The organism is Thermoplasmata archaeon (genome assembly GCA_035532555.1).
Taxonomy (GTDB): Archaea; Thermoplasmatota; Thermoplasmata; order Lutacidiplasmatales; family UBA184; genus Lutacidiplasma.
In genome coordinates, this window is record DATKQS010000013.1 from 1 (window position 1) to 26,596 (window position 26,596).

The window sequence follows — 26,596 nt, forward strand, 5'->3', positions numbered from 1 at the left end:
CGGTGACGATGAACCCGGTGCTGTCCGCGGGAGCGCTGACCCCGACGGGTGCCACGATCGACAATGGACAACCGGTGACGCTGACGGCGCACCCGGCCGGTGGCACGACCCCCTACAGCTACCAGTGGTATCTGTCGAGCACCGGCTCAGGATCCTGCGGTTCGGGTACGAGCATTAGCGGAGCGACCTTGTCGGCCTATACCGCGTCCCCCACGGGGAACACCTACTACTGCTACATCGCGACGGACAGCGCGACCAGTCCCGTGACGGCGGGTTCGGGATGGGGTCTCGTGACGGTGAACTCGGCGCTGGTGGCGGGAGCGGTGACGCCGGCGGGTCCGACGATCAACAGCGGACAATCGGTAGTCCTGACGGCGACTCCGACGGCCGGGACGACGCCGTACAGCTACCAGTGGTATTCCTCTGCGACCGGGAGCGGATCGTGCAGTTCGGGCACGTCGATCGGCGGAGCGACCCTGTCGACGTACTCGGCGTCTCCGATCGCGAGCACGTACTACTGCTATGTGGTGACGGATGGAGCGACGCCGACGCCGTCGTCGATGGGTTCGGGATGGAACTTCGTGACGGTGAACTCCGCGCTCACGGCCCCCACCCTGGTTCCATCGACTTCCCAGACGCAGGATGAAGGACAGAGCCTGACGTTCCAAGCCACGTGGAGCGGGGGAACGACCCTGTATGCGGCGACGTTGTACGTGTCGCCGACCTCGTCGTGCGGGACGGGCAGCACGCTGGTCCAGACCCTCAGTTCACTGCCGACGGGAGGTGCCGTGTTCGCTCCCGTGACACTGTCTCAAGGGACGGCCTACTACTGCGTGGCGGTGACCGATAGCTCTTCGCCGACCCCCTCGACGACGACGTCGCTGGCCACGGGGGTCGTCACGAACTCAGCGCTGGTGGCGGGCTCCGTGACGCCGGCCGCCCCCACGATCAGTACTGGACACTCCATCACGCTCACGGCCAACCCATCTGGGGGAACAACGCCGTACGGGTACCAATGGTATGCCTCGAGCAGTTCCTCCGGTGCGTGCTCCTCGGGGATCGAGATCGTCGGCGCGACGGCCCCAACCTACAGCGCCTCTCCGACGATCTCCACCTACTACTGCTATGCGCTGACCGACGGCGCCACGGCGCCGCAGACCTTGGAGTCGGGCTGGGACAGGGTCACGGTGGCGTCCGTCTACCCCGTAACGTTCAGCGAGACGGGACTGCCCAGCGGGACATTGTGGTCGGTGACGTTGAACGGATCGACCCAGTCATCGACGACGAGCACGCTCTCGTTCAGCGAGTCGAACGGGTCGTACCGATACGTGATCGGGGATGTGTCCGGCTGGCACCAGACGACGCAGCCGTACACGGGCTCGGTCGCGGTGCGCGGGAACCCGGTCGTCGAATCGCCCCTCGCGTTTTCCCAGATCTCCTACACGGTGACGTTCACCCAGTCCGGACTCCCGCTCGGAGTGACCTGGTGGGTGAACCTCACGAACGGGCAATCGTACCCTGGGACGGGATCGACGATCCAGTTCTCGGAGCCGAACGGGAGCTACGTCTACAGCGCCCAGGCCGCGGGGCCGAAGTACGGGGCGCCGGGCGGCACGTTCAAGGTCACGGGCAGCCCGCTCTCCCTGGCGGTGACGTTCAGCTCCGTGCGCTACAGCGCCACGTTCACGGAGAGCGGACTTCCGCTCGGGACGATGTGGTGGGTGAACATCACCGGCGGTCCTTCGGGGAGCTCGACGTCGAGCGTGATCACCCTCTCGCTCGTGAACGGGACCTACGCCTTCTCGGCCGCGAGCGCAAGGTCGGCCTATCTCGCCCCCGGCGGAACGTTCACGGTGAACGGAGCGGCGGTTTCGGAGTCGGTAACGTTCGTGTTGACCTACCTGGTGACGTTCACCGAATCGGGGTTGCCGGCCGGGACGGCGTGGTGGGTGAACCTCACGAACGGGGCATCCCTCTTCTCGACGGGTTCGACCGTCAGCATCTCCGAGCTGAACGGGAGCTACGCCTACAGCGTGGGAACGGCCGACAAGACCTACCGCGCGAGCGGCGGACCATTCGTCGTGAACGGAGCGCCGCTGTCCCTGCCCGTGACGTTCGCCCGGGTGACGTACACCGTCTCGTTCACCGAGCAGCTCCTCCCGAGCGGAACGATGTGGTGGGTGAACCTCACGAACGGCCAATCGTTCCCAGGGACGGGGACGTCGATCACCTTCGCCGAACCGAACGGTAGCTATGCCTTCCTTGTCCGCGCTCCGGGTTACGTGGCGTACCCCGCCACGGGAAACTTCACGATCGCGGCCGGCCCCGTGAGCCGAACGATCACCTTCGTCCTGGCGACGTACTCGGTGCGGTTCACGGAAAGCGGCCTTCCGAACGGAACGTTGTGGTCGGTGACGCTCGGCGGAGTAACGCAGAACTCCACGACCCCGGTCATCAATTTCCAGGAGCCGAACGGGTCGTATACCTACCGCCTTGCGTCGAGCATGCCGGAATATGGGGCGCCAGGCGGCTCATTCGTGGTCACGGGTTCGCCGGTCTTCGTCTACGTGACCTTCACCAAGCTCACCTACACCGTGACGTTCAGCGAGTCCGGGCTCCCCTCCGGGACGAACTGGTCGGTGACCCTGAACGGAGTCACCTCCTCCTCCACGCGCGCGTCCATCAGCTTTGTCGAGGTCAACGGGACCTTCACTTGGTCCGTGGGCGTCCAGGTCGGCTATCGCGCGACACCGGCTTCTGGGACTCTGACGGTAGCCGGCGGACCCGTCGCGGAATCGATCACGTTCGCCCTGGTGACCTATACGGTGTCGTTCAGCGAGACGGGTCTGCCTCCTGGTACGTCGTGGTCGGTCACGCTGAACGGAGTGAGCCAGTCATCGGTGACGAGCACGATCGCGTTCATCGAGCCGAACGGGACCTTTGCCTACTCCATCGCGGACATCTCGGGCTGGCACCAGTCGACCCTGCCGTACGGAGGTGCGGTGATCGTGAACGGAGGGGCGGTGACCGAGCCGACCCTCGTGTTCATCGGGGTGACGTATGCGCTCACGTTCAGCGAGACGGGACTGCCCTCGGGGATGTCGTGGACGGTGACGCTGAACGGGGTGAACCAGTCGTCGGCCACCGCCACGATCGCGTTCATCGAGCCGAACGGGACGTACGCGTTCATAGTCGCCGCCGATGGATACCTATCGACCCCGGCCTCGGGGACGGAGCCCGTGGTGGGCGGAGCGACGTTGCTTGCCGTAAGCTTCGCGCTGGGCTTCACCGTCACGATCTATCAACCCGGGGGGCTCTCGAACGGGACCCAATGGAGCGTCACGCTCGTCCGCATCGGCTCGAACGGTAGCGCCGGAACGCTCCCCTCGCTCGCGAACTCTCCGCCCGCAGCGGGCTACAGCATTACGAAGAACACGACCGCCGGGCTGATCACGTTCATCGTGCCGGCGGGAACGTACGCGTATACGGTCTCGGTGACGGCGTATCCCGGGTACTCGGCCGGCGGATCGGTCTCACCGTCCCCGAGCAACCCGAACCCGGTCGTATTCCCACCGGCGGTCACCGGGGGAGGAGCCGCGGTTCCGTGGTGGGGTCAGTGGTGGGGCGCGCTCGGCATGCTCGCCGCTGTCCTGGCCGCGATCCTCCTTCTGGCCATGTTCGTCGTGCTCCCCAGCCGCCGGCGGAGACCACCCACGGTGGAGATGGTTCCCACGGGCGCGCTTTTCATGGAACACCACGTCTCGGGAGGGGCCACGGTCTCCCAGCCGATGATGTTCGAAGGAGAACCCCCCCAGCCGGCCATGTTTGTCCATTACGTGCCCGTGGGGACCCAAACGCTTCCCCCGAAAGCGTCCGAGCGGGATGAAACGCCGGCCGTGCTGGCCGTGTACTCCATCCCCTACGGCGAAAAGGTTGGCTGGGCTGCCCGTCCGGTCACGGAGAGGGAGCAGGCTCCTCCCCTCGTGAGGGAGCGGGCCGCGTATCCCCCGCCGAAGGAGGGAGCCACGGCCGCAACAGGGGCCGTGGAACCCGCCGCGTCTTCCGCCGCCAAGAGATCGCCCCATAGTGTCGAATCCCGCACCCCGGAGCCATTCGTCGGCTTCGAGGCATGGGTCCCGCCGGCGGCCGAGAAGCCCCCCCTACCCCCAGCGAAGAAGAAGACCCAGTAGCCGTTCGGCCATCCCCATGCACCGGATCTGCCTGCGTATGTCCGGCGATCCACTCGGGCAGCAGACGGCCCCGCAGGGTATTCAGTCGGGCTCCACGACCGAGATATGGTAGGACTTGGCAAGGGCCAGATCGTCGCCGGCGATCTTTTCGGACGCGACGTAGTACGCCGTGGCCCCCACGTCGTAGGCTACGGCGAACAGCGCAACGATCCCGTAGGTGGCGTCACCCGCGGGCCGGCCCTCCATGGCGACGACCGTCTTGTCCCCGCTCCGCTTTGCGAGCAGGTCCACCTTGTGCCGCACCCGGGACTTGCCCGTTACGTCCGCTCCCAGGTCCACCGAGTACCCTTGCGCTCGGAGGTCCGCGGCCAGCTCGAGCATCGAACTCATGGCGTGGTTCGCTCCCACACTATCCACGGGGAGCCCCCGAGACGCCCCCCACCCTCAGTTGGCCGGCGTCCCATGGTTTCATGACCAAGTCCCACGGTGTAATCAATCCTTCGCTACAGACGGCGGACCACGCTCCGCTCGCCGGAAGGAACCGACGGGCGAGTTCCGCCACGGTCGTGGTAGAGTCCACCTCGATAGCGGTGCGAGGTTCGACCTCTTCAAGCGTGGAATCCAGGAGCTGGTGCGGGGCGGTTCGGACCGCGTTCAACACGTCGGGGGAGAAGATATGGACGAGGATCTCCCGATCCGACACGAACCCCCCGCCGTTCGAGAGCCGAACCCTTCGAACCCTCCGCTTCATCATCTCAAGGAGGGCGGTCGCGATCTTCGTGGTCCCCGGCAGGGAGAATATCTCGGGGGTCGCGATGTCCCGGAGCGTGAGCTCCGTCCCCAGAACACCCGTTCGGTAGAGGGGGATCAGATCGGCCAGGCCCACGACCGCGGGAAGAGCGCCCGCCCGATCGATCAGTGTCCAACCAAACTTCTCGCGAGAGAACGCTTCGAGAACCTTCGTGAGCGCGAGCCCTTCGCCCGGGATCGCCCGCATCGGCATGGAAGCGGTCTCGCACGGCGCGAAGAGAAGCCGGTACCAGTCCTTGGGATCGGTACGAAGTATCCGACGGACGAGCGAGTACCCCGAGAACACACGATACCCATTCCCGCTCTCGGCCAGGGAGAATGCCGTGCCGTCCTCGGTTACCCGGACGATCGGGAGAACGTCCCTTCGCGGGATATCGAGCAGGGTTCCCGCAACCAGTACGGCGGATCCCTCTTCGACGACCGGGAACAGTCTCCGTGCCACATAGGGAAGGGCATCTTCCATGTACAGGAACATCGTGCTCGTCACGTCAGTCACTTCCACCCTCAGCCTGGGTGAAGAGCCGGGTCAACTTATCGGAGCCCTGCATGGTTGCGCTTGCGCTCATGGGGCCCGCCTACTTCGTGAAGCGCGCAGACGCCCGCACGCCGCCCGGAGACAGCTCGTAGTACTCGAAGATATCGGTATCGCTGCTTCCCTGCATCCTCGCCACGATGAACGCCTCGCACACCCGCGTCTCGTTGTGGCAAGAGAGCTGGACGGACGACCCTTTATAATCGCCAGAACCTAACGAGCGTTCCATGCCGGCCCCGGCAGACGCCGTCGTACACGCCCGGCCGGAGTTACCGAAGGAGCTCTCGATCGCCATCGTACGTGAGGGAAAGGAGCTGGTCAAGGCCGCGGTGGAATTCGACAACGCGCCCGGTCGGCTCGCGGAGCTTCTCCGGGCCCTGCCGCCGTACCCCCAGTGCACCCTCGTCACGGTCCATGCCGCCACCTCGCCCGACCAACGAACGGCGATCGGGCACTTCTACATGGAGGTCTCGAACGCCGAGGGGGCGGCCGAGGTGGAACGTCGGCTCAGAGAGAAACCGTACGTGCGGCAGGTCTTTGTTCGCGCCGGGGCCGGTGGGCATCTGGTGGACAGCGCCTTCCCGTTGAGCCTCTCCGAGCATGCTCAGGGAATCGTCTTGGACGGCCGGCAAACCTCGGAAATGCTAACGAATCTGCGGGAACTGATGGGATCGGGTGGTGCGGTCATCATTTACGAGCTGGGCAAGGGCTATGGCCGGCCCAGATTCGTACGGATCCTGGGGGCCCAGGGGGTCCAGTACATGGACGCCCACCCCGAGTACGCCGTCCAGATCCTGTCGGCGATGGGATGGGGTAAGATGGCCCTGACCCACTTCGATCGGGAGAAGGGGACGGTCACCATCGTCATGGAGGACGGGTTCGAGTGCAAGGGGCAGACCTCGTCCACGCCCCACAGCCAGTTCATCCGAGGGGTCCTGGCCGGCGCGGCCTCGGCGGCTCTGGGTCGCGAGATCGAATGCGAGGAGCGACGGTGCGTCGCCGTGGGTGATGCGTTCTGCGAGTTCTTGCTTCGTCCTGCAGATCCACCGGAGTGACGCGCGCCCTCCGCCGGCTCGTCGCTCTCGCGGCACGGCCCGTTCGTGGAGCGAGCAAAGCTCCAGCGACGGTCGGCCCTCGAGAGGCCACGACATCCCCGGGCCAATCCAACGTAAGGCTCACCTTCCATCGCATTCCGTGGACGGTGCGGTCTTTCGCCTCCGTGCCCAAGAACCGGCTTGCGGAAGCGTTGTTGGGCCCACCGCCCTCGATCTCTGGGGCCAGCAGTTCGTGCTCTCTCGCCTGCGGGCGGCTCTCTACTCTATCGAAGTTTGCCTCGTTCTGCCCCTGCTCTACGGAACATACCGAACGACGCGGGACCGCGCGCTTCGTACGCCGGGCGGCGCCCCGCGCATCAGCTACCCTTCTGCGGGCGGCATCTCGGAAGGTGCCCCGGGGCTCGCGGGCGAGCTCGAGGGGAGAGCCTCGATCAGGTCGAACGCGAGTGCCTCATCCTGCCAAATGAGCCCCGTCACACTGTATTCCTTCCCGTGGATCTTCTCCAGGGCGCCCCGGAGGAAACCGACGATGAACTGCCCCTCCTTCGGGGAGTGTTCCTTCCGGTCTCCCCAGGGACCATCCCGGAGGACGACGTGGAACGATGCGTTCCCCTCCCGAGGGTCCGTCGGTTCGATCTTGACCAGTCCCAAGCCGGCAGCCTGGCTGGCCAAGCACAGGTTCTCGCGGAACAGCGGCCGGTCGGAATCGGGGACCCGGTCCCGGAATCGGTCCACGATGGACTTCCCGGCGCTCAGTCCTTCCTCGTGGAGCAACGCACTCCCCGCCGAGCCGTACCGCTCGCACATCATCTCGGCCAAGGAGACCCACCAATCCGTGGGAAAGATGATGGCGCGATACTTGCCGTCGACGGTCGGCGGAAACGCCATCTCCTCCAGGTAGCGCCGATTCTTCGGGGCCATCTTCGCCTCGAGTACATCCGCCTCCTTCTGCAGCTCTTCGAGCATCTCCTCGGCCTTCACCGTCGCGTGGGCCAGCTCCACATAGAAGATGATCTCCCCGATGCTCCGGTCTTCCGATACGGTCGAGTGGGAACCCAGGATGTCGACGTTCCTCCGGCCGAACACTCCCGAAATCTGCCCGAGAACGCTGGGGTGCGAGCGCGCTCGGACGTAGAACTCGTAGACGTCGTTGCCTCGGGGAGCGGCGGCGCCGATCGATCGGGATCGCCACGCGGAACGCACCACTTCGTGCCTCCCCGTCGAGTCGCTCTTCTCGGGCCCAGACGCGGGCCCAACCGCACGCCGGGAACGACGCGAGGTCCTACTCCGCAATGCCGACTCCCCGGAGGAGCCTGAAGGCGAGGGGTACGATGAATCGGATTCGGGCAGCTCCATTGCGTAATTACTGGGATTTCGGTATTTAAGAGGTTCTTCCCGGATACGGCGGTCGGTCCCCCACCGTCGAGGACCCCGCACGGGTGCGGGAAGACATGTATATACGTAGGGGAGCGGGCCGACACACGCTCCATGCGTCTACCTAGCAGTGTCGTGTGGCATATTGTAGCTGCATCGGTTATCAGGTCGGGCGCCGCCGCGCTCGCCCCTGCAGGGCAGGTAATGACTCCTACGGCATCGCCCGGAAGTATGAGCGCAACCTCTACGGCTCCGACTTCGTCGGTTGCGACCTTCCCCCGATTCTACACACCCGCATGGGGCCAAGAATCGCGGGGACAGCAGCACGCACCGACGTGCGCGGCGCCGACGGAAGCCGGGCAGTCGAGGCGATGCCGCCATGGGTCCATCCGAGGATCCCAACGTACGACGGTCGAGTGAAGCAGCCCGTCGGGAATACCGGGGGCATCGCACGATTCAGACTCAACGCTGGTGTAACCGGGGGACTAAATAGTCGAATTGGATAGTTCGTCACTACCTCCATTTCGGGAGAATTTCAGGAGAAATCCATGTGTCCAGCGGCGATCTTGGGAGAGCGAGCGTGCGGGAAGACAACGTTCTTGGGACTCCTGTACGCGGCGCAGGTGAAGTACGGAACGCGGACCGTGGACACGTTCCGGTTCCACGCCCCGCTCCAGTCCCTGCGCTGGATGAGCCAGGTCTACGAAGGGATGAAGGATGCCCGGTTCCCCGGCGCCACTCTGAAGGACGAGATGACCCACATCGAGTTCATGTTCGGTTATCGCAAGTCGCTCTCCGGGCGGCTTCCGGCAGCCCTGAGGGATAAGAACTGGGTCAACCCGTTCGCGAAGCTGGCGTTCGCCGCGTACGACGTTTCCGGAGAGGACGTCCAGGAGTTCATCGACTCCGGCGTGGCCGCGAGCCCGATCATCCAGCAGCTCCTCAAGAGCCACGTGGTCGTGATCCTGGCCGACTGCAGCCGAATGACGACCTCGATCGATTCGCCCGCATTCCGTCAGATGCTGCACTACGACAGCGAAGTGGCGACGCTGCTCGTCTCGCTGCAGACGTACAAGAAGCAGGAGCAATCCCGGATGACGAGTCAGGGCCTGGGCAAAGGGACCCCGATGATCTATCCCGCGATCGTGCTCTCCAAGTTCGATTCCCTTCGGGACGACGTCCTGGCGAAGCTGGGCCTCCATCGTGGGGTTCCCGAGGCCAGCCAGGTGCGCAAGCGCAAGGAATACGCCGAGGCGCTCCTGCGCGTCTTCATGCCTCAGACGCTCTCCCAGATCCGCGGCGGCAAGGTCGCCGGAGTCAGTTTCGACCAGGCGGCGTACTTCTTCAGCTGGGTCAAGACCGAGGCCGCCGAAGCGGGCATGCAGCCGGTCGGCGCTCCCCGGATCGTCCGCAAGGAGTTTTCGGCGGAGGGCGGGGCGGAGCCGGACTTCTCGTACGACGACTACGTGGCGTTCATCGAGCACTTCCGGGGTGTCGCGAACAAGGTTCCCGATGAGATCGTCGAGCAGAGCGCGCTCATGGACGCGTCCTCGACCTCCACCTCGTGAGATGACGAGGTGAGCCGGGGAGCTGGGTCGGCGAGGCCAGCGTAGTACGGAGGCAACCGGGATGGGGGAGGGAGGCGATCTTCACCTCGAGCATTGGATCTACGGGGTCAGTTACGACAAGGGCTACGGCATCAAGGCCGAATCCCACGGGCTCAATGCCCCGCTGTACACACCGCTGCTCTCGAACCAATTCACCCCCGTGCGGATGGAGAAGACCCCGGACGGAGGGGCCCGCATGAACGCCCGGATGATCCATCCGGCGACGGGAAGCGACGAGATCCTCCTCTCCCTCCTCGGCCGGGGAGAGCCGGACGAGTACGATCGACCGACGATCCAGAACCATACGATCATCATCCCGGCGCCGCCCCTGCGCTCGGGTGGGCTCACCTTCGAACAGGTGGAGACCGCGGCTCAGGAGTTCCAGCGACAGTTCCCCAAGGCATCGGGACGGATCGACCCGATCTCGCTTCAGAGGATAGGGCCGAGCGAGGCTCGGAAACCAACGGGGGTGGGCATCCGGCGGCTGATGACCCGGGCCGCGGTGGAGACGCTCGCGAGCCGTCTCCTGACCGATCGAGAGAGCCGCACCCTCGTCCTCTGCCGGGAGAGCACGAACGCCTACCGCAACACGCTCCTCTATCGCCTCGTAGAACTATTGAACCTGAGCGAGGAGATCCCGATCTTCCCGTCGATCAGCGATGCGCCGACGCTGAGCGCGATGAACAACTTTCGGCTGGCGATCGCCGCGCGCGGGGTCCGCGCCGACCGGACCTGGACGCTTCTGGACGCCAGTCTCGAAGAGCCGGCACTCCCTCGATTCGAGGGCAAGACCCCGATGTACTCCCGTATCGCCGAGGCGTTTGCGCTGTAAGTGGAGTGGAGGGTCGGCGGCCCCGCCACTTCGCCCCCGCGCGAACGGAGCCGGTCTGTGACCTCGGCCGTGATCGTCGGGGCTCGCGGGTCGGGCCTGACCACGTTCATCGGCCTTCTCTACACGGCCCAGGTGCGTTTTGGGACGGAGGAGGGAGACACGTTCCGCTTCCACGTGGAGCGGGAAACGCTGCGTCAGCTCAACGCGGTCTACGGCGAGCTCGGTGCTGGGCGATTCCCGACGCACGACGTGGACTGGGAGGAGCATTCCCTCTCCTTCGTTCTAAGCTTCCGTGCGAGCCGGGTCCGACGGTGGCGCCGGCCCGGCCGCAACGGAGAGAGCGGGGCGGGAAACGCGCGGGTCCGGGTCGGAGGGATCACGACCGAAGAGCTCGCGGAGTTGCGCGAGCACGACGCGGTCGTAGGTGAATCCACTCGACTGCTCTTTCACAGTCCCGTGGTCCTGCCGCTGGTGGACGCGAGCCGGCTCCGCCTCGAAGACTCTGGTTCGGCGACCTCGGGCCCGGGAGGGTACGATGCCCAGCTGGCGGCCACTCTCGAGTTCCTGGCGCGCTACCTATCGACCGAGCCCGAGCGCAAGGCTCGGGAGATGCACCCGCTCTTCGTCCTGACAAAGTTCGATGTCTGCTCGGCGGCAACGAGGGACCGGCTAGGAACGCCACCGGGACCCGTGGCCACTTGGTCGGAGGACGCTCGGCGGGCCGTGGGCCAACGGATCCTCGAGCGTTGCCTGCCTCGGACCGGAGCATTCCTCGCAGCTTCCGCTCGCGCGGGCCCGGTTCGCATCGCTCCGCCTCAGTGGTACTTCAGCTCGCTTCGACTGGAGGAGGGCGGGGAAGTCCCACGCATCGCTCGCCGGTCGCGGGCCCCGGTCGGCGGCTGGGAGCCGGAGTACCCGTACGAGGAGTACCGCGCGCTCATCGAACGGCTGGGATGGCTCGCGCGGCACCTGCCCGACGCCGCCGAGAGATGAGCGAGGCCTCAGGGGCCCCGCTGGGCCCGGAACCGGAACCCGTCGCGATGCGAACCCTCTCGGGTGATCGTCCAGTCCTTCATCGTCCAGATCCCGTCGGAGGTCTTCGCGCCGAGATTGGCCCGGACGAGGTCCCCCAGCTCGGCCTCGAGATACTCGTGGTCGGTGGAGACCGTCGAGGCGAACGATGCTTCCTGCAGCAGGGCCGCGAAGAGCGGTAGTCCGGTGGGCCGCCCCCGCCAGCGGACGGCCAGGAACGTCTTTCGGAAGGCGGGATCGTCCAGCAGAAGCTCGCAGAGCGTGATGTAGGCCGCTCGGACCCGGAACTCCTGGGGGGGTGCGGCCAGCCTCGCGCGCGTGTCTCGCGTCTCGTCGACCACCTGCTTCCAGGCCGCGGGACTGACGCTCTCCGCCTCCCAGATCGTCTCGGCATCGAGCCCCGAGCTGGGAGCGAGCTCGGCACGCGGGCCTTCGTCCGGTCCGGTCGCGCTCCCGACGGACACCTCTGCCCTCCGCTCTCGAGCGGGTGCCGAGGGGGGTGGGCGACCCGAGGCCAGGCTGTAAGCGAGCGCGGCGCCCCTCGCCTTCGGAACCGGAGGGCGGATCATGACCTCCTCGCAGTCGGGGTAGCGGTTCGGGTGCAGGATGATGAACGGCCCGGTCTCGGGAACCGAGAACAGTTGTGCGAGCGCCTCGTTCACGGTCACGACCTGACGGCGGATCGCGAGCTCGCTGAGGTAGATCAGCGGGAGCGGGGTCTGCGGATTGCGAGCATGCGTGGCGAGGTCGTCCAAGATCGCCTGAGCCACCTCCGCGCGGATCTGCTCGGTTGCCGTGCGGCCCACCGCCGCCTCGGCCGGCCACTTTGGGCCCAGCTTGCGTGCCAGCTTCTGCCGGAGCGGCCCGCCGCGGATCGCCTCTTCCCGCAGGATCCAGAGGCGATGGCTGAGCCACAGCTCGAGACGACCTCCGTGGACCCGCGAGTCGGCGAAGAGACCCGCCCAGTGCGCGGGCATGCGGGTCGTCCACTGCGGATCCTTACCGCTCTCCTCGTGCCACCGATGCACTTGGTCCCGAAGGAACGCTCCGGCGCTCTGCGGGTCATCGACCTCGTGCTTGACGCGGAGCATCAGGTCTTCGGCCTGCCGTGCCGTAGCGGTGAACAACGCGAGATCGCCGTGCGCCTCTTCGAGGAGCCGGGGGAGGGGCAGGGCATTGAGCATTTGGATATCGAATCGCTCGGCCCGGTTGGTCTGCAGAAACGCCGTGATCGACGTTTGGATCGGCCCTCCGACCGCGGGGGATGAGCCCGGTTCGGGAGCCGCTACGTCCTCCGCCGGTTTCGCCGAAGCCGAGCGCGCGTTCGGGCGGCGCGGCCTCTTCCGCCGGTGACCGGCGTTCGTCCGGCGCGTGACGTTCCCGCGGGCCGGACCCTCGGTCGGTGGACTCGGGAACACGATCGCGGGGACGGCTCCATGCCCGGTGGAGTCCAGCGAGGGGTGGAAGACCGGAGACGTGGCGGATGGCTCGAGGTAGGGAGTCCGCTCTCGAGTCGTGCGGTCGACCGCCGCCACGATCCCGAGGCTGCGTCGGACCTCGGCGAGCCGAAGATCGAGCATGGCGAATCGTGCGGCGGCGTCCGGAGGGTCCGGTAGGGGCGTTTCGATCCTTGGACGCATCGCCGGTGGGGCCGGCAGGCGGGGCGTGATGGGCGGTGTGGCGGGCGGCGGCCCCGTCATCGAGAGCCTGCGAAGGGCGAGACCGAGAGCGATCAGGTCCGTTGCCAAGGATACCTGGAGGTCGGCGGCCACCTGCTCCCAGTCCGGCTCGCCCCGCTCCGGCTTCAGTCGGGCGAACACCGTCTGGATGTGCCGGTCGCTGGAGGGTGGGGCAAGCAGGTTCGATCCTCCTTCTCCGAGGCCGACGAGGACCTCCGGGGGCGAGACCGACCTCTTCGGTGAGGCTCGCTTCATCGACGTGCGCTCACCTCCCGCGGAGCCCGGGCAAAACGCCATCGCCGGCGACGGGCGGTCGATTGGAAGGAATGGAGCTCCGCTCCGTTCATGGGGTCCACGCATACTTCATGGCCATACGAACTCGTGTCACGGCGGTCGGTGAAAGGTGTGCCGGAGGGGAGGAACAACACTTCGGCCGGGTGGTGGTTCGCAGATCCCATGCTAGTCTCTAACTCGGCTCGCGATTAAAAACGTTCGCAACCGCGTTCGGGGTGGTGCATAGCGAGCCGAGTACAAGGGCTTGCTGACGGAGAGGAAGGGCGGCTCAGGAAGTAGTGGGAAAGAATCGGTTGATGGTCGGGGGAACGTCTCCCCTGGTTGGAACCGCAAGAGCCCCTAGAACGAGCAGCGGGATGGGCGGAGGCTGGGCCACCAACCGTTGGTGATGGGGCACTGCCTCTTCCGAGATCCGCACGTCCGACCTGCCGCATCGACCGATGGAGATACACCCTTCGGGGCCCCTCCAACGACCCGAGGGTGCGGAACGTGGATATAGGTAAACTTCGATACGAAACGGGTTCCCGCCGGCCCAGCGGCCGCGGGTAACGCGAGCAACCAATGGTCGACACGTCCCTGAGATTCGAGTCTCCAGAGAGTTCCCGAAAGATTCTGAAGATGCCCCGCCGGACCGCGCGACGATCCCTGGGCGGAAATCGACGCGGGATCGCGCCGCTCGTCCTTGGGATCGTCGTGGTCGTGGTCGCCGTGGTCGTCGTGGCCGGCGGTCTGTTCGCCGCGGGTGTATTCAACTCCAAGTCGAGCGGCGGAGGAACGAGCGCCACGTTTGCCGTCACGTTCACCGAGACTGGGCTTCTCTTGGGTGGATCGTGGTCGGTCACGCTGGGAGGAAGTACGCAAAGCTCCTCCTCCAGTTCCATCCAATTCAACGTTGCCAACGGAAGCTATTCCTACTCGGTGAGCGCCACAGGGTACACTGCCCTCCCGGCGTCGGGAACGCTTACCGTCAACGGTCAACCGGTCTCCCGGGCCATCACCATCACGCCGATACCGACCTACTCGGTCGTATTCACGGAGTCGGCGCTCCCGTCGGGAACCTCTTGGTCGGTGACGTTGAACGGATCGACTCAAAGCTCCGTAACTTCGAGCATCACGTTCACGGTACCGAACGGGGCCTATGCCTACACCATCGGGACGGTGTCAGGGTACGCTGCTTCTCCCTCGTCGGGGACGCTCACCGTCAGCGGAGCGGCGGTCTCCCAGGCCATCACCTTCACGAAGCAAACGACCTACCCCGTCGAGTTCTCCGAGACGGGGCTTGGGGTCGGGACGAGCTGGACCGTTACGTTGGGCGGCGTCCCCCAAAGCTCTGCCACGAACACCATCACGTTCTCGGAGCCGAATGGGACGTACAGCTACACGGTGGGATCCGTGTCGGGATACACCGCTTCGCCATCGTCCGGGTCGATCACGGTGCTGGGTCCGGTGCTGACGATCGCTGTGACGTTCACCGCGGCAGCGGCGACCACCTACTCCGTGACGTTCTCGGAGACCGGTCTCCCCTTGGGGACGTCCTGGGCCGTTACGCTGAACGGCGGGACGACAAGTTCGAGCACTTCCACGATCGTGTTCACGGAACCGAACGGGACGTCCAGCTACACGGTTGGCGCTGTTTCCGGATACGGGAGCTCGCCGTCGTCCGGTTCGGTAACGGTGGCGGGTCAAGCTCAGACGATTCAGGTGGCGTTCACGCGCTCCTCGAGCGGCGGCCAGTCGTCGTACAGCCAGGCGCTCCCGATCGCCACGAGCGCCGCCAGTTCTCAGGGAACCGGGTGGGCCCTGATCGGCACCGTGGGCTTCGACTTCACGATCGCGCCGACGACGAACTCGACGTACGTCGGCAACTCGACCTGCCGCGTCACGGGCGGCACGGGTACCTTCCCCGGCATCGTGACCTGGACCGGCGCGTACTCGAACGGGCTCTTGAGCCAGTGGATCTTCGAGTTCTACCGGAATGCCGGTTCAACTCCCAGCGTACTGTACGTGTGGGTCTCGGGTGGGAGCGCGACGGTGCTCGGGACGATCAGCGGTTCCGCGTGCACGTCAGCGTTGGCCAGCCTGCTGAGCATCGGACCCAACGTAGTAGATAGCTCGACCGTCGCATCCGCGATCGCCTCGAACGATTCGGCGTACGTCGGTGCGTGGCCCCAGGCGAGCGCCTTCTTCTCCTTGGAGGGCGGGTACCACGCGGGCGCCTACTCCTCGGGCCCGCTCTGGTTCATCGACTTTACCACGTGCACTCCGAACGGCGGAGGAACGGGATACAACTACACGGCGGAGGCGAACGCGACCACCGGTGCGCTCCTGTACAGCACTACCACGAGTGGCCGATGCGCGGTCGGTGGCTTTTCTCCGGCAGCCCCCTCGCCTCTCCAGTTTGGGACCGCGCCTCCTCGACTTTCGCTCGATCCACCTCTCCTTCAGGGCAACACCGGGTTCATGCCGCCGGCCCGCACCACACTTCCGGCCCAAAGGCCGGCGGTGCCGACCGGAGCGAGAGCGGCTCGTTAAGGTGCGCAACCGTAGACCTGCAGCTCGCACGCGCTCTCGGGCATCTGGTTGCCGACGCGTACCTACCTCAGTCGGTGGGAGGCTACGGGACCCATGGGGCCGGACCGGCGATACGGTGAATCGGCCCGCGCCGATTCTTAGGCGACTCGGGAACGAGGGCCAAGGAGGGCTGGCGGCCTCAGAAGCTCGACGGCCCGTTGCGCTCCAGGTAGTTCGCCAACTCCATCCAGTTTCGCCGGTGGGCGTAGCGGATCAGATGGCCGGGGTGGAAGTACAACCCCGCCACCTCCCCCCGGTCGGACTCCGGCACCAGGTCCGTCACGAAGACCACGGCGGGGCTACCGCCTTCGAACGGCCGGTTGCATCCAAAGCAGTACGCGCCCACAGGAGCCATCGCGGAGCGTCGGGTGAGCGCCACGGTCGGTCGACGCCAAGCGCGTACAAATTGGCTTCCCTCGAAGAGAAGGCGTGCGTGCCCGGTGGGGGTGGACGGCGCAACTCATGAGGACGGAGAGGATCGGCCTCACCCTTCGGCCGGCCGAGTTCGAATCGCAGCGGGCCGGAGATCGCCTTCTACGCGGTCCGCGGCGGGGCTGGGTACCCTCCTCGCCGGTCACGCGAGCCGGGGAGAGAGCCGTGCCGGTCCAAAGGCAGGATTAAGTATTCCCGGCTGCGAGACTCGAATCCGAGGGTCGCCCGCAAGGCAAGAACCGTGAAGTCCATCATCCAGGAAGCGATCGCGAAGCGCGAGGAGCGCCCGGGCCCCGCCGGGGAACGCCCGGCGGAAGGGCCGGCCTTCCCGAGCGCCGACGACGCCGAGCTCGCCAAGCTTGCCGAGACGCTCAAGGTCCACATCCGCGTTGTGGGATGCGGCGGAGGAGGGTCCAACACGATCAACCGCTGCATGGAGGAAGGGATCCAAGGCGCCGAGATGTGCGCCCTCAACACCGACGCAAAACACCTGCTCATGATCCACGCCTCTCGCAAGGTGCTCATCGGGCTTCGGACGACGAAGGGCCTCGGTGCCGGCGCCCGTCCGGAGGTCGGAGAGGAGGCCGCTCGCGAGAACGAAGCAGAGATCCGCCAATTCCTTCAGGGAGCGAATCTCGTCTTTGTCACCGCGGGAATGGGGGGCGGCACCGGCACGGGCGCGGCCCACGTGGTCGCCCGGCTCGCGAAGGAGCAGGGCGCGCTCACCATCGGCGTGGTCACCCTGCCGTTCTCGGGCGAGGGCGTCGCCCGCATGGAAGGGGCCCTGGACGGCCTGGAGCGCCTGCGCAGGATCTGCGACACGACGATCGTCATCCAGAACGACAAGCTCCTCGAGCTCGTTCCCCGGATGCCCCTCGATGCGGCGTTCAAGCTCGCCGATGCGGTCCTGATGACCGGGATCAAGGGGCTCGTGGAGATCGTCACGCGGCCGGGCCTCGTGAACCTCGACTATTCCGACATCCTCACCGTCATGAAGGACGGCGGCGTGGCGCTCATCGGGCTCGGGGAGAGCGAGAGCTCCACGGACCGGGTGACCGAAGCCGTGACGGCGGCGCTGACCTCGCCGCTCCTGGGGAACGTGGAGCTCTCGGACGCGAAGGGCGCGCTCGTGCGGATCGTCGGAGGCCCGTCGATGACCGTCTCCGAGGCGGAGAAGGCGGCGGCGCTTGTCGGGGCGAAGATCTCGAAGCGGGCCCAGATCATCTGGGGGTGCTCGGTCGAGAACACGCCCGAGATGCAGAACACGATCAAGGTGCTGCTCATTATCACGGGCGTCCGCTCGGCGAGCCTCCTCGGCCGGAAGGGAGGCTACGCCGCGGGCGAGTCCGCCGAGGTCATCGACCTCGTTCGGTAGTCGACCGGCGCCACGCTTCCGAACCTCCCCGGCATCCGGAGAAGCCGTCGGAGGCCCTGTTATACTGTGGGCAAAGGAGGCGCACCGCGGAGCGGTAGCGGCTCCCCGCGCACCGTCGTTGCGAGTCCGGGGAAAGAGGGGGCCAAAGACGTAGTCCACTCGGCGCCGCTCCTCGTTCTCCGCGGCGCGCCGTCGAGCGCGGTCGTTGCCGGGTTCGACGAGGGGAGCGTGCAATGCGAGGAGGGACTGTCAGGACAGGGCGAGAAGCCGGCGCAGGACTCCATCAACGATGGTCATGACGGGACATGTTCCGAGGTGGCGCATCAATCGTGACGACGCCGGCGAGCGCAAGCCCCCCTACTTGTAGGGGGGTTAGCGAGCCCGTTATGCTCTCCGGCCGCTTGGGGTCGGTGCTACCGCCGAAGATGTATCAGCCCACCAAGTACCGCCTCTACCCGTTCCCGAATCAGGAGAGGGAACTCCTCCGGCAGTTCGAAGAACTCCGTCTCCTGTGGAACCACGCGCTCGAGCAGCGACAGGAGGCGTGGCGGAAGGAGAAACGGTCCGTTTCGTACGTCGGCCAATGTCGGGACCTCGCCCGCTGGAGGGCTTACGACAAGGACGGCATCGGTAGGGTCTATGGACACGTTGCCCAAGAGACACTTGCCCGCCTGGACGACTCGTTCAAGCATTTCTTTCGGCGCATGAAGGAGGGCGGCAAGCCCGGGTTCCCGCACTTCAAGCGCGCGGTCACCTCTATGTGCTACCCGGACTCCAACGGGTCCGCTACCGTAGTCCCCGGTCGGAACGGGACATGGCGTCTCCGTCTCTCCAAGGTTGGGGAGCTGCCGGTCAAAGTCCACCGCGAGCCGCCCGAAGGCCGGGTCAAGACGTGTACGGTACAGCGGGAGGGCGATCGTTGGTTCGCCGTCCCCACCTACGAGGTAGCGGACCCCGCCCCTCCGTTCAACTCGCCACCTACGAGTGCGGTCGGGGTGGACCTCGGCCTCTCGCACCTCGCCGTTCTCTCGACCGGGGAGGCGGTCGAGTCGCCCGAGTTCCTTGGGAAGTCGGAACAGCGGTTGGCCCGCGCCCAGCGTGTCGTCTCCCGGCGGAAGAAGGGTTCCCACAACCGGGAGAAAGCGAAGCTCCGGGTCGTCCGGTGTCACGCGAAGGTGCGGGACCAGCGGAGGGACTTTGCCCACAAGGTAACGACCGGGTGGGCCCAGCGCCACGACCTCATCGCGTTCGAGGACCTGTCCGTCACGTCGATGCTTGGGAACGGGCACCTGTCGAAGTCGATCTCCGACGCCGGGTGGGGAATGCTCCGGCAGATGGCGGCCTACAAGGAGGCCCGGTGCTCCGGTAGGTACGTCGAGGTCCCGGCGAAGGGGACGACCCAGACCTGCTCGAAATGTGGACACCTCGCGGACCCACCGCTCACTCTCAAGGACCGCACGTACTCGTGTCCGTGCGGTCTTCGTCTCGACCGAGACCTGAATGCGGCCAAGAACATCTTGGCCCGCGCAATCGCCCAAGTACCCGGGGGCACCGGGGAATATACGCCTGTGGAGATTGGACCTCCAGCGCACCGCAAGGGGCGCCGAGTCCGGTCGTTGAAGCAGGAACCGCCTCTCGCTTCGGCGGTAGCACGATGAAGCGCGAAGGAAGCCCCCGAACTTGTTCGGGGGAGGATGTCACTCGGGCACGGTGGCGAGGTTGTCCAGCGCAATCACCGAGTCCGTCCTCGGGCCCATCCCTCCACCCTCCGGACTCCTCCTACGGATGAGCGGGCGCGTGGGCCCGGCCGTTTCGACCGATGAAGTGATCGCGGCCACCAGCAGGTCGGGATACGGCCCGCGCACGCTCGGGTCCTGCACCAGCAAAGCCGGCCGAGGCTCCCAGGTGCGGAAGTCGTATGGGGGAACTCGACCAGGTAGACGCCGCCGCGTCTAAGCTTCACGGTCATAGACAGCCATCCTCGGGTCGTCCCACTCGCGGGCGAACGAGGCTAGCCGGGCGCGGAGTTCCCTCGCTTCCTCGGGGGCCATCCCGATTTCGGAGATGGAGCGACCCCTCGACGTGCGGTCCTCTCCGTGAGGCGACTTCGCGGCCGCGGACGCCATGACGGCTTCAACAGGTCTCACCGGCCCCATAGCGGTTTCCTCGGTCACGGGATGCGCGGGAGAGCCGGTAGCGTGTCGCTCAGCCTGGATGTGGGCTCTCCGTAGCGCGGCCTCCGAGGAGGAGGTCGGGGCCGTCTACAGGCGGTGGCACCCCACCCACCACTTTCTGTTAGGTAGTCGGGGTAAGGTGAAATAGTAAGGCACGTAGTACCCACTAGTGGTCTCGAGATGGCGACCGAAATGGGGACGATGAGTACGAAGGGCCAGGTCACGATCCCGAAGGACGTTCGGGACGCCTTGGGAGTCCGCCCGGGGGATCGGGTGCGCTTCGACCTGGAGGGAGGAGAGCGAGTGATCCTACGGAAGGCGGAGCCTTCGAGGCTCACCGAGATCCTGGATCGGCTCGGTCCGTCGGCGGAGACCGGAGTGGAATTCCAACGGAGAGTGCGCCGTGAGTGGTCCCATCGTGCTGCTCGACACTAACATCTTTGTCTCGGCACGGAACCGGCGTGAGTCGGGCCACGAGACCTGCCGACGTCTGCTCGATCGCATCGACGAGGGAAAGATTCGGGCGCAGATCTCGACCGTCTCGATCGCGGAGATCCGCGCGGGCCTGCTTCCCGCCGAAGCCCGCACCATGTGGCAGGCCTTCGTTAGCCACCTGCTCACCTCTCCGTACTACCGGGTCGAGCCGGTCGACGTGGCGATAGCGGAGATGGCCGGCCAGCTCCGGTCCGATACGAAACTCTCGCTGCCGGATGCCCTCATTGTCGCCACCGGGCACCTGAAGGGAGCCGGGTTCTTGGTCACCCAAGATCGGCAACTGAGCCGACTCGAGACGGTCGTTGAAGTTCGGACCCCTCAGCAGATGGTCTAAGTTCGCCGGAAGCACCCGGATCGCCCTCCCGGGGTGGCATGTCACGATTTGTTGGCGGACCGGCGCTCCCCCTCGAGACCCGCGTTCATGGGCAGCAGAATCCGCAGATGGCGGAACCGCACCCATCGCGGCCGCCTCGTCTCCTGAATATGGAGTACCGACCGCCGATTCCTGGGCGAACGGAACTCGCGAAAGATCCGGCGCTCCAGTCCCGGCGGCAGGGACCCGAGCTACTCTCGATCCCCTGGATACCGGGCCCGTCGAAGCTTCGCTACGAGGCGGGGAAGGTCCTCGATCACAAAACGCCAGAGCTTGTCGGCCCGGACTTCAGGGTACTCATGGACGAGGTCGTTACGTACCTGGTCGAGGTCGTCCCACGGGATGAGGGGGTTCGCGTTCCGGAAGGGCCGTCCCAGTTTCGTAGCGGTCTCGGCGAAGTGAAGGACCCTCAGTTCGACCGCGTCCCGGAGTTCGGGGGACCGGATGTCGAAGAACGCCATTTTCCCACGGGAGGCGTACCGTCCGGCGATCGTCGCCTCCCGCAGCATGCGGTCGACCAGGGCACGGACCCGGGCCTCGGAGTCTTTCATAGAGGGACGGCCTCGGCCAACACTTGCGGTCGCATGGACCAGGGGAGGTCTCCCTCTTCCACGACGTCGACCGCGCGCCGCAGGATCCTGCGGAGTTCCGTCTCGAGACGGGCGTGGTCGAGGAGGGACGCCCCGGGCAGGGCATCCACCAGGAGGTCCACGTCGCTCCGCTCGCGGGCGGTGCGGCGTCGGACCGATCCAAACACCTGGACACGCTTCGCGCCATACGCTCGGACCAAAGTGAGGATCCGGTCGCGGTGGGGTCCCAGGACCTCGGGAATCCCGAGCCCGTTCCCGAGGTGAACCGGACGGACTTCGGGCACGTCCCAGAGTCTCGATTTGCATCGGGGACACATCCGGACGGGGATGCGTCTCGGCGTCCACGAGTACACGCAGCGGTGGCAATGGAACTCCGGCAACGAGACGGTCGGCATGCGCGGCGAACGGAGGTGGACGGGCCGGTATTAGACTTACGCATGCGTAAGCAGCAGCTGAGTAAGATGTGATGTACGGGATCCGGGGCCGGTACGATGACCCGAGCCCATACTCTACCGCGCGACAAAGGCCCCAGGGTGGTTCAGGTGGGCGCCGATTCGGGCTCCGATCGCCTCGGCCCCTCGCACCCGCGCCGCCCGGGCGCCTTAAGCTTCGCCGATTCCGACATCCTCACCGACATGAAGGACGACTGCGTCTCACGCATCGGTCTCGGGCGAGCCCGCCGTCCTGCGAAAGCCTGAAGGACCCAGCCCGGCTCACGGCGTCATGCTCTCCAGGGGTTACATAGCGCTCGCCGCGGTCGGTATCGTTCTGTTCGTAGCCGGCATCGTGTTCATCGCGCTTGACTACTCTGGTGTCGGTGACACCTCGGGCCTGGATCTCAAGGACGTAGGACTGGTCGTGATCGGGCTGATCCTCGCTGCGATCGGCGGCGCGATGGCCGTCCGCAAGCGGCCCGCGTCCCCGCCCTCGCACGGCTAGGATCGCCGACGTACGAACGCCCGGTAACTTACGCGCGCGAGGATCGCCGAACCTCGATCCCGGGTCCCCACGAGCAGGTTGCCGGAGCCGGGGCACATTCCCAGGGTCGTTCTCTCCCCGCCGGCTCCGGTCGCGGGGGCCCCCGCCTCCTCGGAAACGTCTCCGTGGGTCAGAGGTTCACGGGCCCGGCGGCGAGGGTCGCCACGACGACGTTCCGAGCCCGCTGAACTCCGAGGTCAAGGGACGATCACGGTCGTCGCCGCTGGGCTACGGAACCCGGCCGTGCGGTGGGTACCATCGCACTGAGGCTTCTTGGAAGAACCCCCGCATCGACACAGGGTCGCCACGGCCTTGCCGTCGACCATTACCACGTTCGGACCGTTCTCCATTGACTGGACTTCGACGTGCGCCATCACGACGGCCAGCGCGGGCCGACAGTTAAGCCCGGACTAGAAACGTCTAGACGCTATGCGGGGTCGCGGGAGCTTCAGGTGTACGGTTCCAGAATCTTTTTCTCGATCACGGCCAACGTCACCGAGAGGGTGGAGATGGCCACTCCGATCCTGGGAGCGAGTTCGGTTAGAGAGATCCGGCGAGGTACGTCAAAGTAACCTTCCGCAAGCGCACGACGCAGGATCTCGTGTTGGCGGGGAGTGAGCGAGGAAGCGCCGGGGGAGAGAGGCGAGCGGCGCACCGACTCCACCCGCACCCCGGTCGCTTGCGACTCGAGCTTCTCTAGGAGCCTGTGAACCTTGGGCTCGGGGCCCACCACGGTCCAGGTCTCCATCCCCCGCTGGATCGGGATCGGGAAATGCCGAAGTAGCTTGAGCGTGCGGAGGAGGGAGATGAACGGGTCACCTCGGTAGATCACGCGATAGAGGCCCGACTCCTCTTCCGCACTGATCACCTCGACATCCACGACGTTCGGGAGCGCCCGGATCTCCGCGCCCCAATCGCCGGCGTCTCCGCCTTGAATCCGGACCTCGATCAGGGTCAGTCCGCGGCCCACCTCGAGGCGATCGATCAGATCGAGGTGGAGGTCCGGGTGAGCGAGGGAGAACGGTCGCGACCACAGTCCTTCCGGTTCCGTGACCTGGAGACGGATCGCTAGGATACGCGGCGGTGTCCCTCCCGGACCACGAGAGCGCGGGCGCGGACCGGTTGCGGAGCCTCCTCCCAAGCCTCGGAACTACCCTCCGAGCGTGTGAAGGCCGCTCTTGCTAAAGCGATTCTCCTCGCGGGAGTGCTCAGAGGATCTACACCCTGCGCCCGTCTCGATCCGATCGATCGAGAACGGCCGGGCCCCGAGCGCGACCGGCGGACCGAACGGTCTAGACACCCACGCTTTGAGTTCGGATCTCCGTGCAGCAACCGTAATGAGAAAACCGGTACGTCCGATCCTCTGGACCGGCCCGGTAGGTCATTCCGCACGAGCAGCGATGTTCGAGACGAAGAGAGTCTATGAGGCTCCGTCGTCGGAAGATGGAACGAGAATCCTGATCGATCGGCTCTGGCCCCGTGGAGTCAGCCGGGAAGCAGCCCGCATCGTGGACTGGCGAAAGGAGTTGGCTCCCAGTGAGGAGCTGCGCAGATGGTACTCCCACGATCCCGCCAAATTCCCCCGGTTTCGTGAGCGGTATCGGACCGAACTCTTCCATCGCACGGACGCGCTGGCCCGGCTCGTGATGGAAGGCGAGCGGGGTCGGGTGACCCTGGTCTATGCGGCCAAGGACGCCGAGCGGTGCAACGCTACGGTCCTGAAGGAACTGTTGCAAGAACTCTCCGCAGACTCCCTCAGTTCCTCTCATTCGCAGGGAGCCTCTTCGAGTGCCCCCTCGCGCCCGTAGGTTGAAGGGAACCGGCGGGCCCTGAGCTGAGGCGACGATGCGGGCGGGCGAGCGGGCGTTTGTGATCACGGTGAAACCGAGGTGGTGACGATGCGGGAGCGATGTCCGGTATGTGGACGGGGGGCACTTCACGATGACCTCGCGGAGGAAGCCCCCCAACGAGTTGGGGGGAGGAATCCGCGACCCGTTATACAGAATCGTTCCATCCCCCTTTCATGCCTCTCCAAACCCTGATGGTGCGGATGGAGCCGGCCCCGGAACAACGGGACGCGCTGCTCCGCACTGTCGAGGCGATGAACCGCGGCTCGGACTACGCCGCCAAGGTCGCTTTCCGGGAGAGGTGTGCCAACAAGAACGTCCTCCAGAAGCTCGTCTACCGGGACCTCCGGGAGAAGTTCGCCCTCTCCGCCCAGATGGCGATCCGCATCATCGCCAAATCGGTGGAAGCCTACAAGCGGGACAAGGCCGTCCAGCCCAAGTTCCGGCCTCGGGGAGCCGTTCCCTACGACCAGCGCATCCTGTCGTGGAAGGGGCCGGACACCGTCTCCCTGTTGACGCTTTCCGGGCGCATCCGGGTCCCGGTCATCTGGGGCGAGTACCAGAAGCGGGTGCTGGAGGACCGGCCCGTTCGAGGACAGGCGGACCTCATCTGGCGGGACGGGAAGTTCTATCTTGCCGTCATCGTCGAGGCTCCCGACGTTTCCCCCTACGAGCCGCAGGGAGCGCTGGGAGTCGACCTCGGCGTCGTGAACATCGCCACGGACTCCGACGGCACGACCTACTCGTCCGAGCCGGTCGACAAGGTCCGTGGGAAGGCCGACCGTCTCAAGGGCCGGCTCCAACGCGCCGGGACCCGGAGCGCGCGCCGCCACCTTCAGCGCGCGGCTCGGCGCGAGTCCAACTTCCGTCGCCAGACGAACCACTGCATTTCCAAGAGTATCGTCGCGCGGGCCGAAGACACGAAGCGAGCGGTCGCCCTCGAAGACCTCGGGGGCATCCGCGAGCGGACCACGGTTCGGCGCTCCCAGCGGCGGCGACACCTCTCTTGGAGCTTCGCCCAGCTCCGCGTCTTCGTGGAGTACAAGGCGGCGGCGAAGGGAGTTCCGGTGGTCCTCGTGGACCCTCGGAACACGTCCCGTACATGCCCTCGGTGCGGGACGATCGACCGGAAGAACCGACGGACGAGGGAGGAGTTCCGATGCGTGTCGTGCGGCCTCGCTGGGCCGGCCGACCGCATCGCCGCGACGAACATCGCGGCGAGGGCCGGAGTCGACCGGCCCATCGTAGCGGGGAGTGAGGAAGTGTGGGGACATGTTTCCGACCTCAGCTGCAAGCCACCGATCTTGATCGGTGGTCGTTGACGAGTACATGCGACCGGACCCGGACGCGGTCTGGGCGTTCGTTAGGGACCGGCTCCCCCGAATCGAGCGACAACTGCGGCGCGTCCGAGTACCGGCTCGCGAGACGCCCCTCCGGGAAATTCGCCGAGATTGAACCGACCGACGGGCGAACGATGTCCCCCGCTTCGCTGGGGGTTGGCCGGCGATGATGGACCCTACGGCCGGACCTCGACAAGCCCGCTGGGCCTGCATGGACAGCCTCATGGCGATCGTGCGGCGGGACGATGCCCAAGGGGTGCGTCTCGAGGCGGAGAAGGACTACGGCGCGCCCGGAGTGATCGTCTGGGCGGAGCGGGTCACGCAGGAACACGAGCAATCGGCCGAGGAGGAGGGTACCGCACACTTTGCAGGAACTGGTACCCGACATCTCCCTGAGAAGGGAACCGGACGCGCGGTGCTGTAGGCCGGACCTCCGTTGAGAGTCCGATCAAACGGGAGAGCGGCTCCCACGGGATGCCTCCTTCGATTCGACCGACCTACTCCGACGTGCGGGAGGTCACTCGGATCCGCCGGAGACGCCGCTCCAGGCCCGGGAGTACGTCGCGCGCGAAGACCCAGGCTTGGTCAAGGGCGAGCGTCTGATACTCGTGGAGGAGGTCGTTCCGATACTCAACGAGGTCGGTCCAAGGGATCTGCAAGTTCGCCTGCTGCGTACGCTTCGAGACCTTGCTGGCCGCCTCGCCAATGATGGCGAGATCGTAGGCGACGATCTTCTGGACTCGGCGGTCCGCTTTGAAGGCGTCTCGACCGATCTTGAGTTCACTCGCGATCGATTCCAGGTGTTCGATGATGTCGCTGATCCGCCGTGCGTCCCGGTCGGGAGGTTCGCTGCGCGGGCTCACAGCGGTACCGCCTCCGCAACCACCTGAGGCTGAACGAGCCACTCGAGCGATTCTTCGTTGACGAGGTCGACGCGCCGGCCGAGAACGGACTCGAGCTCTCTGCGAAAGCGGACGTTCGTCAGAAGATCCACCGGCCGTCGGTACTCCACGAGA

Annotated in this window: 25 protein-coding genes; 14 read left to right on the top strand and 11 right to left on the bottom strand. The window is 66.1% G+C overall.

The window, feature by feature from the left end; translation table 11 throughout:
- The coding region (locus VMV28_03615) for a hypothetical protein (GenBank protein ID HUZ79687.1) at nt 1–4,190 on the top strand (4,190 nt) is incomplete at its 5' end.
- Nucleotides 4,191–4,271: 81 nt separating this feature from the next.
- On the opposite strand, the gene VMV28_03620 is transcribed toward VMV28_03615, so the two are convergent.
- Nucleotides 4,272–4,580: a hypothetical protein gene (locus VMV28_03620; GenBank protein ID HUZ79688.1), complete on the bottom strand. Its 309-nt coding sequence runs from the start codon at nt 4,578–4,580 to the stop codon at nt 4,272–4,274.
- Between the two features lie 19 nt (nt 4,581–4,599).
- On the bottom strand, nt 4,600–5,487 hold the full coding sequence (locus VMV28_03625) for a hypothetical protein (GenBank protein ID HUZ79689.1): 888 nt from the start codon (nt 5,485–5,487) through the stop codon (nt 4,600–4,602).
- Between the two features lie 272 nt (nt 5,488–5,759).
- Here VMV28_03625 and VMV28_03630 point away from each other — a divergent pair, with 272 nt between their 5' ends.
- On the top strand, nt 5,760–6,587 hold the full coding sequence (locus VMV28_03630) for a V4R domain-containing protein (protein ID HUZ79690.1): 828 nt from the start codon (nt 5,760–5,762) through the stop codon (nt 6,585–6,587).
- Nucleotides 6,588–6,947: 360 nt separating this feature from the next.
- Here the strand turns inward: VMV28_03630 and VMV28_03635 are convergent, their stop codons facing one another.
- Entirely contained in the window at nt 6,948–7,793 is an 846-nt protein-coding gene (locus tag VMV28_03635; protein HUZ79691.1) for a hypothetical protein, read from the bottom strand.
- A 716-nt stretch (nt 7,794–8,509) separates the two neighbouring features.
- Between VMV28_03635 and VMV28_03640 the strand changes: the two genes are divergently transcribed.
- From VMV28_03640 to VMV28_03650, 3 genes are all read left to right on the top strand, one after another.
- Nucleotides 8,510–9,529, top strand: coding sequence for a hypothetical protein (locus tag VMV28_03640; protein HUZ79692.1), 1,020 nt, complete (start codon nt 8,510–8,512; stop codon nt 9,527–9,529).
- A gap of 61 nt (nt 9,530–9,590) precedes the next feature.
- Complete coding sequence (locus tag VMV28_03645; GenBank protein ID HUZ79693.1) at nt 9,591–10,400, top strand: hypothetical protein; 810 nt, start codon at nt 9,591–9,593, stop codon at nt 10,398–10,400.
- 57 nt (nt 10,401–10,457) lie between these two features.
- A complete protein-coding gene (locus VMV28_03650; protein HUZ79694.1) occupies nt 10,458–11,393 on the top strand; it encodes a hypothetical protein in 936 nt (311 codons plus the stop codon).
- An 8-nt stretch (nt 11,394–11,401) separates the two neighbouring features.
- On the opposite strand, the gene VMV28_03655 is transcribed toward VMV28_03650, so the two are convergent.
- Nucleotides 11,402–13,366, bottom strand: coding sequence for a hypothetical protein (locus VMV28_03655; protein HUZ79695.1), 1,965 nt, complete (start codon nt 13,364–13,366; stop codon nt 11,402–11,404).
- A gap of 600 nt (nt 13,367–13,966) precedes the next feature.
- Between VMV28_03655 and VMV28_03660 the strand changes: the two genes are divergently transcribed.
- Nucleotides 13,967–15,937, top strand: coding sequence for a hypothetical protein (locus VMV28_03660; GenBank protein HUZ79696.1), 1,971 nt, complete (start codon nt 13,967–13,969; stop codon nt 15,935–15,937).
- A gap of 178 nt (nt 15,938–16,115) precedes the next feature.
- On the opposite strand, the gene VMV28_03665 is transcribed toward VMV28_03660, so the two are convergent.
- The gene (locus VMV28_03665; protein HUZ79697.1) at nt 16,116–16,355 is read right to left on the bottom strand and encodes a hypothetical protein; all 240 of its coding nucleotides are present in this window, start codon (nt 16,353–16,355) and stop codon (nt 16,116–16,118) included.
- Nucleotides 16,356–16,649: 294 nt separating this feature from the next.
- Here VMV28_03665 and ftsZ point away from each other — a divergent pair, with 294 nt between their 5' ends.
- Nucleotides 16,650–17,783 (top strand): cell division protein FtsZ, encoded by a 1,134-nt coding sequence (ftsZ, locus tag VMV28_03670; protein ID HUZ79698.1) that lies wholly within the window; start codon nt 16,650–16,652, stop codon nt 17,781–17,783.
- A 425-nt stretch (nt 17,784–18,208) separates the two neighbouring features.
- Entirely contained in the window at nt 18,209–19,441 is a 1,233-nt protein-coding gene (locus tag VMV28_03675) for a transposase (protein HUZ79699.1), read from the top strand.
- A 39-nt stretch (nt 19,442–19,480) separates the two neighbouring features.
- On the opposite strand, the gene VMV28_03680 is transcribed toward VMV28_03675, so the two are convergent.
- Nucleotides 19,481–19,669 carry a hypothetical protein gene (locus VMV28_03680; protein ID HUZ79700.1) on the bottom strand — a complete coding sequence of 63 codons (189 nt, stop codon included), beginning with the start codon at nt 19,667–19,669 and terminating at the stop codon, nt 19,481–19,483.
- A gap of 468 nt (nt 19,670–20,137) precedes the next feature.
- Between VMV28_03680 and VMV28_03685 the strand changes: the two genes are divergently transcribed.
- Together VMV28_03685 and VMV28_03690 are read left to right on the top strand one after the other, a co-directional pair.
- Nucleotides 20,138–20,392 (top strand): AbrB/MazE/SpoVT family DNA-binding domain-containing protein, encoded by a 255-nt coding sequence (locus VMV28_03685; GenBank protein HUZ79701.1) that lies wholly within the window; start codon nt 20,138–20,140, stop codon nt 20,390–20,392.
- Complete coding sequence (locus VMV28_03690; protein ID HUZ79702.1) at nt 20,361–20,786, top strand: PIN domain-containing protein; 426 nt, start codon at nt 20,361–20,363, stop codon at nt 20,784–20,786. The genes VMV28_03685 and VMV28_03690 overlap by 32 nt, the downstream gene beginning before the upstream one ends.
- Nucleotides 20,787–21,016: 230 nt before the next feature.
- Here VMV28_03690 and VMV28_03695 read toward each other — a convergent pair whose 3' ends face one another.
- Entirely contained in the window at nt 21,017–21,376 is a 360-nt protein-coding gene (locus tag VMV28_03695) for a HepT-like ribonuclease domain-containing protein (protein ID HUZ79703.1), read from the bottom strand.
- Complete coding sequence (locus VMV28_03700) at nt 21,373–21,810, bottom strand: nucleotidyltransferase family protein (GenBank protein ID HUZ79704.1); 438 nt, start codon at nt 21,808–21,810, stop codon at nt 21,373–21,375. Before VMV28_03700 ends, VMV28_03695 begins: the two co-directional genes overlap by 4 nt.
- Nucleotides 21,811–22,138: 328 nt before the next feature.
- Between VMV28_03700 and VMV28_03705 the strand changes: the two genes are divergently transcribed.
- Nucleotides 22,139–22,354, top strand: a complete 216-nt coding sequence (locus VMV28_03705; protein ID HUZ79705.1) for a hypothetical protein — start codon at nt 22,139–22,141, stop codon at nt 22,352–22,354.
- Between the two features lie 236 nt (nt 22,355–22,590).
- On the opposite strand, the gene VMV28_03710 is transcribed toward VMV28_03705, so the two are convergent.
- Together VMV28_03710 and VMV28_03715 are read right to left on the bottom strand one after the other, a co-directional pair.
- Nucleotides 22,591–22,767 (bottom strand): CDGSH iron-sulfur domain-containing protein, encoded by a 177-nt coding sequence (locus VMV28_03710; protein HUZ79706.1) that lies wholly within the window; start codon nt 22,765–22,767, stop codon nt 22,591–22,593.
- 74 nt (nt 22,768–22,841) lie between these two features.
- Complete coding sequence (locus tag VMV28_03715; GenBank protein ID HUZ79707.1) at nt 22,842–23,534, bottom strand: helix-turn-helix domain-containing protein; 693 nt, start codon at nt 23,532–23,534, stop codon at nt 22,842–22,844.
- 259 nt (nt 23,535–23,793) lie between these two features.
- Here VMV28_03715 and VMV28_03720 point away from each other — a divergent pair, with 259 nt between their 5' ends.
- From VMV28_03720 to VMV28_03730, 3 genes are all read left to right on the top strand, one after another.
- Nucleotides 23,794–24,201 carry a DUF488 family protein gene (locus VMV28_03720; GenBank protein ID HUZ79708.1) on the top strand — a complete coding sequence of 136 codons (408 nt, stop codon included), beginning with the start codon at nt 23,794–23,796 and terminating at the stop codon, nt 24,199–24,201.
- Between the two features lie 215 nt (nt 24,202–24,416).
- A complete protein-coding gene (locus VMV28_03725) occupies nt 24,417–25,562 on the top strand; it encodes an RNA-guided endonuclease TnpB family protein (GenBank protein HUZ79709.1) in 1,146 nt (381 codons plus the stop codon).
- 184 nt (nt 25,563–25,746) lie between these two features.
- The gene (locus VMV28_03730; GenBank protein ID HUZ79710.1) at nt 25,747–26,004 is read left to right on the top strand and encodes a hypothetical protein; all 258 of its coding nucleotides are present in this window, start codon (nt 25,747–25,749) and stop codon (nt 26,002–26,004) included.
- Between the two features lie 73 nt (nt 26,005–26,077).
- On the opposite strand, the gene VMV28_03735 is transcribed toward VMV28_03730, so the two are convergent.
- Nucleotides 26,078–26,443 (bottom strand): HepT-like ribonuclease domain-containing protein, encoded by a 366-nt coding sequence (locus VMV28_03735; protein HUZ79711.1) that lies wholly within the window; start codon nt 26,441–26,443, stop codon nt 26,078–26,080.
- Between the last annotated feature and the right edge of the window lie 153 nt (nt 26,444–26,596).